At 72.1% G+C, this 10,921-nt stretch carries 8 protein-coding genes; 4 read left to right on the forward strand and 4 right to left on the reverse strand.

The genetic code is table 11. The annotated features are described in order from the left end of the window. Window positions 1-997: DNA-3-methyladenine glycosylase family protein (locus G6045_RS35140; protein WP_206344598.1), on the forward strand; the 997-nt coding region annotated here is incomplete at its 5' end. A 79-nt stretch (window positions 998-1,076) separates the two neighbouring features. On the opposite strand, the gene G6045_RS35145 is transcribed toward G6045_RS35140, so the two are convergent. The 3 genes from G6045_RS35145 to G6045_RS35155 all read right to left on the reverse strand — a co-directional run bounded on the left by G6045_RS35145 (window position 1,077) and on the right by G6045_RS35155 (window position 3,905). Next, window positions 1,077-2,378, reverse strand: a complete 1,302-nt coding sequence (locus tag G6045_RS35145; protein WP_165336267.1) for a coenzyme F420-0:L-glutamate ligase — start codon at window positions 2,376-2,378, stop codon at window positions 1,077-1,079. Then, complete coding sequence (cofD, locus tag G6045_RS35150; protein ID WP_165336268.1) at window positions 2,375-3,334, reverse strand: 2-phospho-L-lactate transferase; 960 nt, start codon at window positions 3,332-3,334, stop codon at window positions 2,375-2,377. The genes G6045_RS35145 and cofD overlap by 4 nt, the downstream gene beginning before the upstream one ends. Window positions 3,335-3,413: 79 nt before the next feature. Then, complete coding sequence (locus G6045_RS35155; protein WP_165336269.1) at window positions 3,414-3,905, reverse strand: cysteine dioxygenase; 492 nt, start codon at window positions 3,903-3,905, stop codon at window positions 3,414-3,416. 615 nt (window positions 3,906-4,520) lie between these two features. Between G6045_RS35155 and G6045_RS35160 the strand changes: the two genes are divergently transcribed. The 3 genes from G6045_RS35160 (at window position 4,521) to G6045_RS35170 (ending at window position 10,404) form a co-directional block, all read left to right on the forward strand. After that, window positions 4,521-4,790 (forward strand): WhiB family transcriptional regulator, encoded by a 270-nt coding sequence (locus G6045_RS35160; RefSeq protein ID WP_165336270.1) that lies wholly within the window; start codon window positions 4,521-4,523, stop codon window positions 4,788-4,790. Between the two features lie 227 nt (window positions 4,791-5,017). Further along, window positions 5,018-8,857 carry a glycosyltransferase gene (locus tag G6045_RS35165; RefSeq protein WP_165336271.1) on the forward strand — a complete coding sequence of 1,280 codons (3,840 nt, stop codon included), beginning with the start codon at window positions 5,018-5,020 and terminating at the stop codon, window positions 8,855-8,857. Beyond that, window positions 8,854-10,404, forward strand: a complete 1,551-nt coding sequence (locus G6045_RS35170; protein WP_165336272.1) for a DUF5719 family protein — start codon at window positions 8,854-8,856, stop codon at window positions 10,402-10,404. The genes G6045_RS35165 and G6045_RS35170 overlap by 4 nt, the downstream gene beginning before the upstream one ends. Before the next feature lie 60 nt (window positions 10,405-10,464). Here the strand turns inward: G6045_RS35170 and G6045_RS35175 are convergent, their stop codons facing one another. After that, window positions 10,465-10,857 (reverse strand): metallopeptidase family protein, encoded by a 393-nt coding sequence (locus tag G6045_RS35175; protein ID WP_165336273.1) that lies wholly within the window; start codon window positions 10,855-10,857, stop codon window positions 10,465-10,467. Window positions 10,858-10,921 lie beyond the last annotated feature (64 nt).

The following is a 10,921-nucleotide window of genomic DNA, read 5'->3' on the forward strand; positions in this document are numbered from 1 at the left end:
CTTCCAGCCCCGCGCACCCCGCCCCACCCGCACCACCGTGCGCGGCGGCGACGCCCGTGTACCCGGAGCGCGGGCCGGCGCGCCGGTCACCGGCCGTACGCGCACCTGGAATCCCACCGGTCACCTGGATCTCGGCCTGGTCGTGGGCCCGTTGCGCCGCGGCCCCGCCGACCCCACCTTCCGCGTCACCGCGGGCACGGTCTGGCGGGCCACCCGTACCCCCGAGGGCCCGGCCACCCTCCGTATCGCCGCGCGAAGCACCGGCATCGAGGCCGAAGCCTGGGGCGCGGGCGCCGACTGGCTGCTCGACCGGCTGCCCCAGCTCCTGGGCGACACGGACGACCCCGCGGCCTTCGCCCCGAGGCACCGCCTCGTCGCCGAGTCCCACCGCCGCCGCCCCGGCCTGCGCCTGTTGCGCACCGGGCTCGTCATGGAGTCCCTGATCCCGTCGGTCCTGGAGCAGAAGGTCACCACCGACGAGGCGTACCGCGCCTGGCGCATCCTCGTCCGCAAGTACGGCGAGCCAGCCCCGGGCCCGGACGGCATGCCCGAGCTGCACGTCATGCCCGATCCGCACACGTGGCGCATGATCCCGTCCTGGGACTGGCACCGCGCCGGTGTCGACAACAAGCGCGCCCAGACGATCCTGCGTGCGGTCCGGGTCGCCCCGCGCCTCGAAGAGGCCATGGCCCTCGACCCCGAACAGGCCCGCAAACGCCTGGAGTTGGTGCCCGGGATCGGCCCGTGGACCTCCGCCGAGACGGTCCAGCGCTCCCACGGCGCCCCGGACGAGGTCACCGTCGGCGACCTGCATCTGCCGGGCATCGTCGGCTACGCGCTGGCCGGCGAACGCGACGCCGACGACGCCCGCATGCTCGAACTCCTCGAGCCCTACCGGGGCCAGCGCCACCGCGCCGCCCGCTACATCCTGCTCACCGGCCGCACCCCGCCGCGCCGCACCCCGAAGATGCCGAAGACGGACATCGGGAAGCTCTAGCGACGGCCTCCCGGAGCTGCCGAGCCCGGCGCTGACAGTCCCGGAGCCGACGGTCCCGGAGCCGACGGTCCCCCCGGAGCTATCGCACCTCGATGAAGTCGGAAGCCTCCCGAGGCGGCCGCGACTTGGGCGCCGAAGCAGCATGCCCGACGGCCACGGCTCCCATCGGATCCCAGTCGTCCGGCAGCCCGAGCACATCCCGTACGACCTCACGGCAGAACATCGTCGACGAGATCCACGCCGACCCGAGCCGCTCCCCGGCCAGCGCCACCAGGAAGTTCTGGATCCCGGCCCCGGTCGCGACCACGAACATCTCGCGCTCGGCGGCGTCACGGCGCGCATGACCGTACGTATGGGATCCGTCCATCACCAGACAGGGCACCACCAGATACGGCGCCTTGCGCAGCACGTCCCCGCGCCGGACCCGCTTGGCGATCGAGTCCTCGGACTTGCCGTCCCGCCGCAGATCCTCGATCCACTTCTCGCGCATCGCGTCGAGCAGCCGCACCCGCGAGGACTCCGACTCCAGGAGCACGAACCGCCAGGGCGTCGTGTGGTGCGGCGCCGGGGCCGTCACGGCCGCCGCCACCGCTCGCCGTACCGCACCCGGATCGACCGGCTCGTCGGTGAACTCCCGCACCGTGCGCCGCTGCGTGACTGCTTCCCGTACGGCCTCGGAGGTGCCGAGCCGGAACATGTCATCGGCCGCGGACCGCACCAACTCCCGCGCCCCGGACTCCGATGCACCGACGGCGCCCGGCAGCCCGCGCACCACCGCGACCGGCAGCCCGGCCGCCTTGCCCTTCACCAGGTCGCCCGCGGCGGCCAGTTCATCGGCGGTGGCCACGACCGTCGCGCTCAGCGGATTGCCGTACGCGTCCGTGCCGCCGCGCAGATCGTCGAGGACCCGCACCCCGGCGGCACCGATCGCGACATCGGTCAGCCCGTTGCGCCACGGCCGCCCGAAGGTGTCCGTGACGAGCACACCGACCTCGACGCCGAGCGCGTCACGCAGCCCGTCACGGATCGCACGCGCCGAGGCGTCGGGGTCCTCGGGCAGCAACAGCACGGTCCCCGTAGGAGTGTTGGACGCGTCGACCCCGGCCGCGGCCATGACGAGACCCTGCCGGTTCTCGACGATACGCAGCGTCCCGCGCCGCGCCACGACCCGTACGGTCTCCGCGTCGATGGCCTCCTCGCGGGAGTCCGCGGTGATGATCCGCCCCTCCGCCTTGGACACGATCTTCGAGGTGACCAGCACGATGTCCCCGTCGGCAAGCCCCGGTTCGGCGTCGGCGATCAGCTTCGCGAGGTCGTCACCGCGCTGCACCTCGGGCAGCCCGGGCACGGCCCAGACGTGAAAAGCCGGTGCGTCGCTCACCCTCGTACCTCTTCGGCCAGCTCAAGGGCGGCCCGCGCCATCTCCGCGGTGGCGGCCAGGTCCGTCATCATCAGCGGCACGGCCCTGCACCGGATCCCGGCCGTCTCGACCTGCTCGACCGCACCCTTGTCGACGGTGTCGACCAGCCAGCCGTCGAGCAGCCCCGACCCGTAGTGCTCGGCGACCGCCGCCGCGCTGGACTCCACGCCGACCGCGGCGAGCACCTTGTCGGCCATCCCGCGCACGGGGGCGTCGCCGACGATGGGGGAGAGGCCGACGACCGGCACCCCGGCGTCGGCGATGGCCTCGCGGATGCCGGGCACGGCGAGGATGGTGCCGACGCTGACCACGGGGTTGGACGGCGGGAACAGCACCACATCGGCCTCGGCGATCGCTTCGAGCACCCCGGGCGCGGGCTTGGCCTGCTCGGCGCCGACGGGCACGACGGCAAGGGCGTCGACGGAGGCGCGCAGCCGCACCCAGTACTCCTGGAAGTGGATGGCCTTCTGCTCGCCGTCCAGCTCGACGGCGACATGGGTCTCGACGCGATCGTCGGACATGGGGATCAGCCGGACACCGGGCTGCCACCGGTCGCACAGCGCCTCGGTGACCGCACTCAGCGGATAGCCCGCGGCCAGCATCTGACTGCGCACGATGTGGGTGGCGAAGTCACGGTCGCCGAGCCCGAACCACTCGGGCCCGACCCCGTACGCGGCGAGCTCTTCCTTGACCTTGAAGGTCTCGTCCGTACGCCCCCAGCCCTGCTCCTCGTTGATACCGCCACCGAGCGTGTACATCACGGTGTCGAGGTCGGGGCAGACCTTGAGCCCGAACAGATGGATGTCGTCACCGGTGTTCCCGATCACCGTGATGTCCGCTTCGGGCGCGGCCGCCTTGAGACCACGCAGAAAACGGGCACCACCGATGCCGCCGGCCAGAACCACAATGCGCTGCATGCGGACAGTCTGTCAGGCAGCCCCGACCAGGGTCCTGCCGCCTGTGGATAACTCCCGCTGAAGCCAGGGAAGTCCGAGGTCAGGCCCGCGCGGTCGCGTACGGCTCGGCCGTGCTGTGCATCGGCATCTCGGTCAGTCCCGGGGAGTAGATGTGCAGGCTCACGGCCGGCTCCAGGCTGTCGTTGACGATCCCGTGCACCGAGCGCGGCGCGTACACCTGCTGCGCCCCGACACCGAGCGCCCGCGTCCCGCCGCGGGTGTGCTCGGTCAGCTCGCCGGCGAGCACGGTCAGCACACCGGAGGACGGCCCGTGGTCGTGCAGCCCGGTGCCCTGTCCGGGCACCCAGCTCAGGAGCCAGACCTCGTAGCCGGGCCCCGTGCGCAGCCGGTGGTACCAGCGGCTCGTCGCGTCGTACCGCACCAGGTGCTCCCACTGGGAGCGGTCGGCGGCGATGGAGCGCGCGAGCCCGACGAACTCGGCCACGGTCGAGGGGTGCTCGCGGGCGGGCTGCAGGAGGTGCGGGACCTCGAGGATGTCGCCGGCGATCTGGAGGTCGCTGTCGCTGTTCATGAAGTTCGGGGTTCCTCGGAATGAGAAGTGCTGGCGTCGGGGACTACACAGCCGGAGCGGGTTGGCTCAACAGCTGGGACAGCAACAGCAACAGCTCGCGAGGGCAGCACTGCGGAACCCACTGCTGTGGGTCCGGGTAAGCGCCAAGTTCGCGAGCATGCCCACCAGGAGACCGGCTCACACACGTACTGTCAACTCATTGTCCGTATTGCGAGATATGTTTCACCGTATCCGGTTGCCCTGTCTGCTGAAAGGTTTGTGCAGAACCCGCAGAGGACAGGTGGCGCAGTGTCCGGGTGCGCAAACGTCGCTGGTGTCCCGTGATCCGACTGTGATCCGTTTCGCTTCGACGCTCGCTCTGCAACGAGATCAAACTCCAACGCGTCCTTCTGTGAGTCGGATGGATGTACGGCGTTGGCCAAAGGTAAGTGTCTAGGTTTATGGCGATTTGAACACTTTCCGCAAAGCCTTGGTTCCGCAGAGTGAATAAGGGGCCCAATAGCAGATCTCGGCTTGACTGGCCCGGATCGGCACACTTGTAATTTCACTCGTGTCGTTCAGCCGAAATCGGTTACGGCATCATCACGGGGCTGCACAGACAGACGAGGGGCGCACATGACCGAGTCGTTCCAGCAACTGCTGGTCGAGGACGCGGAAGCGGAAGAGGAACTCGGCTGGCAGGAGCGCGCGCTGTGCGCCCAGACCGATCCCGAGTCCTTCTTCCCGGAGAAGGGCGGCTCCACCCGGGAGGCCAAGAAGGTCTGCCTGGCCTGCGAGGTCCGCTCCGAGTGCCTCGAGTACGCGCTCGCCAACGACGAGCGCTTCGGCATCTGGGGCGGCCTGTCCGAGCGTGAGCGCCGGAGGCTGAAGAAGGCGGCGGTCTGAAGCGGAGCCGCACAAGCTCTGGGCGGCGGTCTGAAGCGGAGCCGCACAAGCTCGATCAAACCGCACACAGTCATACGTAAGGAACGGTCCGTCGTCCGTGGGTTATCCACAGGCGGCGGACCTCGTTGTTTGGTTGCCGTTAGTGTGGGGCCCCGTCCGAGACGCCCCGTGCCCCCCGCTGGGCACAGGCGTCCACCGCAGTCCATCGAACCGGGGCCTGTACCTCGATGTCCGTGCACAGCTCACCGGCCGGTGCCTATGGCGCCGCCGCAGTCGACCCGAACCGCCCGGCGCTGTTCGACCCCACGCGCGCGCCCGAACACCCGCGGCACGTGGTCACCGCCGTGCTGGTCTCGCACGACGGCGCCCGCTGGCTGCCCGAGGCCCTGACCGGCCTGCTCGGCCAGGAGCGCCCGGTGCAGAACGTGATCGCCGCCGACACCGGCAGCGGTGACGACTCCGCGCGGCTGGTCACCGACGCCCTGGGCGCCGACCGGGTGCTGCATCTCGCCCGCAGGTCCGGCTTCGGCGCGGCCGTGGACGAGGCGGCCCGCACGGCGGGGACCCTCAGCCCTGACGAGCTTCCGTATCTCAAGCGCCCCAGCGGCTGGGACCCGGTCAGCAGGAGCTGGCGCGACGACGCCTACGACCTGCCCGAACTTCCCTACGGCGAACCGGTCCAGTGGCTCTGGCTGCTGCACGACGACAGCGCACCCGAGCCCGACGCGCTCGCGGAGCTCCTGCGCGTGGTGGAGAACGAGCAGGAGCTCGGCCGCGACGTCGCCATCGTCGGCCCCAAGCTCCGCGGCTGGTACGACCGCAGGCAGCTGCTCGAGGTCGGTGTCTCGATCGCCAACAGCGGCCGCCGCTGGACCGGCGTCGACCGCCGCGAGCAGGATCAGGGCCAGCACGACCAGGTGCGGCCCGTCCTGTCCGTGTCCAGCGCGGGCATGCTCATCCGGCGCGATGTCTACGAGGAGCTGGGCGGGTTCGACCGCCGGCTGCCGCTGATGCGCGACGACGTCGACCTGTGCTGGCGCGCCCATCAGGCGGGCCACCGCGTTCTGATCGCGCCCGACGCGGTGCTGCGGCACGCCGAGGCCGCCTCGCGCGAGCGGCGCACCGTCGACTGCGTGGGCCGCACCAGCGCGAGCCCGCACCGGGTGGACAAGGCGGGCGCCGTCTACACGCTGCTCGCCAACGCGCGCGGTGCGGTGGTGCCCTGGGTGCTGCTCCGGCTCGTCCTCGGCACGTTCCTGCGCACGCTCGCGTATCTGGTGGGCAAGGCCCCGGGCCAGGCGGTCGACGAAGTCACCGGTCTTTTCGGTACGTTGCTCCGCCCCGGCCGGATCTTCGGCGCCAGGCGGCGCAGACGCAGCGTCGTGGAAGCGGCCGAACTGCGGCCGCTGTTCCCGCCGCCCGGCGCGACCGTGCGGCTCACCGTCGAACAGGTCGCGTCCCAAGTCGTGGGCCGCACCGACCCCGAGGTCTCCGCAGGACGCCATGGCGCCGTCGAGTCCGGGCCCGGCGGCGATGACGCGGACTTCCTGGAGATCGAGCAGTTCGCGCGGCTCAAGCGGGTCGCGCGCAAGCCGGGACCGATGCTCTTCGTCGTCCTGCTCTTCGTCTCGCTGATCGCCTGCCGCGCCCTGATCGGCGGCGGCGCACTCGCCGGCGGCGCGCTCCTTCCGGCGCCCTCGGACGCCTCCGAGCTGTGGTCGCGGTACCTGGACAGCTGGCACGCGGCCGGCACGGGCGGCACCGAGGCGGCGCCCCCGTATCTCGCCGTGATCGCCGCACTGGCCACGGTGTTCTTCGGCTCGACCGGGCTCGCCGTCACCGTGCTCCTGGTCTGCTCGGTGCCGCTCGCCGGTTTCACCGCCTACTTCGCCTCCCGGCCGCTGGTCGAGTCGCGGCTGCTGCGCGCCTGGGCGTCCGTCGCGTACGCCTTCCTGCCGGCCGCCACGGGCGCGCTCGCGGGCGGGCGGATCGGCACCGCCGTCCTCGCGGTGCTGCTGCCGCTGATGGCCCGCGCCGCGATCGCGGCGAGCGGGCTGCTCGCGCAGGACCAGGGGGCGCGCGGCAGTTGGCGTGCGACCTGGGCGTACGCCTTGCTGCTCACCGTCACCACCGCCTTCACCCCGATCGTCTGGCCGCTGGCCCTGCTCCTCGGCGTCGGGCTGCTCGTGCTGCGGCGCGACGACATCACGGCGTACGGGCTGCGCTTCCTCGCCCAGATCGGCATGCCGCTCCTGGTGCTCGCGCCCTGGTCGCTGTCGCTCCTTCCGTTCGGGTTCTTCCGCGAAGCCGGCCTCGACTTCGGTATCGGCTCGGCGGGCGCACTCGATCTGCTCGGGGCGAGCCCCGGCGGTCCCGGCACCGTCGGCGGGCTGCTCCTGATCGGCATCGTGCTCGCGGCGCTCGGCGCGCTGCTCCGTGGGGAGCGGGTGCTGCCCATCCGTACGGCATGGGTCGTCGCGCTGCTCGGCTTCTTCTTCGCCGCGTTCTCCAACGCCTCCACCTGGGCGGGGCCCGCGACGCTCGTGCAGGGTCTGGCGCTGATCGCGGCCGCCGTGCTCGGCGCCGACGGGGCGCGTTCCCGGGTGGCCGAGCAGAGCTTCGGCTGGCGTCAGCCGGTCGCGGCGCTGATCGCGCTGGCCGCCGCCGCGGCACCGCTGCTCGCCGCCGCCGGCTGGATGATCCGCGGCGCCGACGGCCCACTGCAACGCACCGACCCCGCCCAGGTCCCGGCGTTCGTCGCCGAGGAGGCGGGCACCCGCGACCAGGCCCGCACCCTGATCCTCGCCGGCGACGACCCGGACGTGGTCGCGTACACGCTCGTACGAGGTGCGGGCGCCCGGCTCGGGGACGCCGAGCTGACGGCGCGCGGCAAGGGCGGCGAGCTGCTCGACGAGACCGTGGCCCGGCTCGTGGCCGGTTCGGGCGCCGACCAGGCCGATGAACTCGGCGGGTTCGCGGTGCGTTACGTCCTGGTCCAGGACGGTGCGCCGCGCCAGGTCAGCCGCGTACTGGACTCGACGCCCGGTCTGTCGCGGGTGAGCCAGCAGGACGGCACCTCTCTGTGGCGGGTCGACCGGCAGGTCTCACGGGCCGCGATCGTCTCCGGTGACAAGGCACCCGAGCCTGTGGCCGCGGGCCCGGTCGAGGTGAACACCGAGATCCCGCCGGGCGACGCGGGCCGCGTGCTGCGGCTCGCCGACTCGGCGGCCGAGGGCTGGACGGCCACGCTCGACGGAAAGCCGCTCGCCGAGAAGACCGTCGACGGTTGGGCGCAGGGCTTCGAACTGCCCGCGTCCGGCGGCCGGTTGAACATCGTCCACGAGGACTCCGGCACCTACACCGGATGGCTCTGGGCCCAGGGCGCGCTCGCGCTCGTGCTCGTCGTGCTCGCCCTGCCGGGCCGTCGCCGCACCGTCGACGACGACCTCCCGCAGGAGCCTGTCGCGCTGCCAGCCCAGGCCGTGGCGGGCGAGGGCCGCAGGGCGCGCAGGATGCGGGCGCAGGCCGAGCAGGCCGCGCACGGCCAGGAGCAGCCCGACTCCGCGGAGGTCCCCGCACAGCCGTCGTACGGCGAGTGGGGCGAGCAGCAACCCGTATCGGCCGGTGAGCAGTTCCAGGGTTACGAGGCGGGCTCCTACCAGCAGCCGTACCAGGCCGACCCGTACCAGGCGGGCCAGAACCCGGACGGCGGCGGCCAGTTCGACCCGTACGGCTATGACGGCCAGGGCTATGGCCAGGGCGGATACCAGGCCGGCTCGTTCCCGGCGCAGGGCACGTACGAGCAGAACGCCGGGGGCTACGACGAGAGCGGGTCCGGCGGCTACGACGCCACGTACGGCGGGGGCTTCGGCTCCGGCTCGTACGAGGGCGGGCAGTCCTACGAGGGCCGCCAGTCGTACGAGGGGCAGGCCGCGCAGCCGTACGAGGGCAATGAGCCCCAGTCGTACGAGGGCAGTGATCCTCAGTCGTACGAGGGCCAGGACCCGAACCCGTACGGGCAGAGCAGCCAGACCGACCAAGAGCGCCCCGACGGGAGCCGGCAGTGAACCGCACCACTCTGTCCCTGATCGCCGCGGGCACCGCGCTCGCCGCCGTGACCGGATTCGCGGCGCTCAACGCCCCGGACGGCGACGGCACCGCACCGGGCAAGGCGGCCGAACAGCGGCCGGTGGACCGTTCCTCGCTGCTCTGCCCCGCGCCCAGCGCGTCGGAGCTGGCCGAGACGGCCTACACCTCGTTCACACCGAAGGCCAAGGGCGCCGACGGCAAGGGGGACGCCCGACTGGAGCGCGCCGCAAAGAAGTTGAACACCTCCGAGGACGACGCGGAGGACAAGGATGACAAGGAAGACACGGACAGCGCGGACAGCGGGAAGAAGACGGACGAGAAGGACGGCAAGGACGCCAAGCCGGCCCTCGAAGCCACCTCGGTCGGCAAGCCCGTCACCGCGAAGGCCGCCGGCGCCGAGTCCCCGGCGCTGATCGGCTCCGCCCAGGGCGCGCTCGCGCCGGGCTGGACCGTGCAGCAGACCACCGAGATGCCCGCGGGCAACGGCCGTGGGCTGCTCGGCCTCAACTGCGGTGCGCCCGACACCGACTTCTGGTTCCCGGGCGCGAGCACCGCAGAGGAACGCGCCGATTACGTGCACCTGTCCAACCCCGACGACACGGCGGCGGTCGTCGACATCGAGCTGTTCGGGCCCGAGGGCGCGCTCAAGTCCGAGGTGGGCGAGGACATCACGGTGCCGCCGCACTCCAGCGTGCCGGTGCTGCTCTCGACGCTGACCGACGAGGCCGAGGCGAATGTGACGGCCCATGTCACCGCGCGCACCGGCCGGATCGGCGCCGCGGTGCAGGTCTCGGACCAGAAGCTGGGCGCCGACTGGCTGCCCGCGTCGGCCGATCCGAGCGGCAGCGTGGTGCTCCCCGGCATTCCGAAGGACGCCGAGTCGGTACGCCTGGTGGCCTTCGCGCCCGGTGACGAGGACGCGGACCTGAAGATCTCCCTTGCGGGGGCGACCGGTTCGATCACCCCGGCCGGTCATGAGTCGCTGCACGTCAAGAGCGGGATGACGGCCGCGGTGGACCTCGGTGACGTCACCAAGGGCGAGGCGGGTTCGCTGGTGCTCACGCCCACCGACCGGTCCGTTCCGGTGGTGGCGGCGCTGCGCGTGACGCGGGGCACGGGCGCCAAGCAGGATGTGGCGTTCATCCCGGCCACGGCCTCCGTGGGCGAACGCGCGACCTCGGCGGACAACCGCTCCAAGGGCTCCACCCTGAGCCTCACCGCTCCCCGCGGCGAGGCCAAGGTGCGGGTCACCGCTTCGGACGGCAGCGGCGGCGGTACGTCGGTGACTGAGACGTACACCGTGCGCGGGGGCACCACCTTGGAGGTCCAGCCGAAGGTGCCCAGCGGTCTGAAGGGGGCGTACGCGCTGACGGTCGAGCCGCTGTCCGGCGCGGTCTACGCGGCGCGCACACTCGAACTCCCGGCGGAGGGCGTGCCGATGTTCACGGTGCAGACGCTGCCGTACGACCGGGGGATGGTGTCCGTACCGGAGGCGGAGCAGGACCTGTCGGTGCTGCAGAAGTAGCGGTTCGGGCGAGGGAGGTTCGGGCGGGGCGGTTCAGTCCTCGCCGTACCGCGACGTGGTTCAGTCCTCGCCGTACCGCGGATCCACCGACTCCGGGGACAGGCCGAGGAGTTCGGCGAGCTGCTCGACCACGACCTCGTGCACCAGGGCCGCCCGCTCGTCGCGGCTCTTGGTGCGGATCTCCACCGGGCGGCGGTAGACCACCACGCGGGCCGGCTTGCCGTCCTGCGCCGGGATGATGCCGCCGAGCGGCACCCCGCCGCCGCCGAAGTCCTCGTCCGGGGCGCCGGCCGGTGCCTGGATCCTCGGTACTTCGAGGACCAGGAACTCGATGTCGGCGATCTGCGGCAGCCGCCGCTCCAGGCGCTCCACGGAGTCCTGCACCAGATCCGTGAACAGTTCGGCCCGGCTCGCCGACAACGGCACCTGCGGGGGAGCGACGGGCCCGCGCATGCCACGTCCGTGACGGTCGCGGCGGCGGGGCCTGGGCTCGGTGGGGCCTGTCTCTTATACACAA

Origin of the sequence: Streptomyces mesophilus, assembly GCF_011044995.1 — a bacterium.
Lineage (GTDB): Bacteria > Actinomycetota > Actinomycetes > Streptomycetales > Streptomycetaceae > Streptomyces > Streptomyces mesophilus.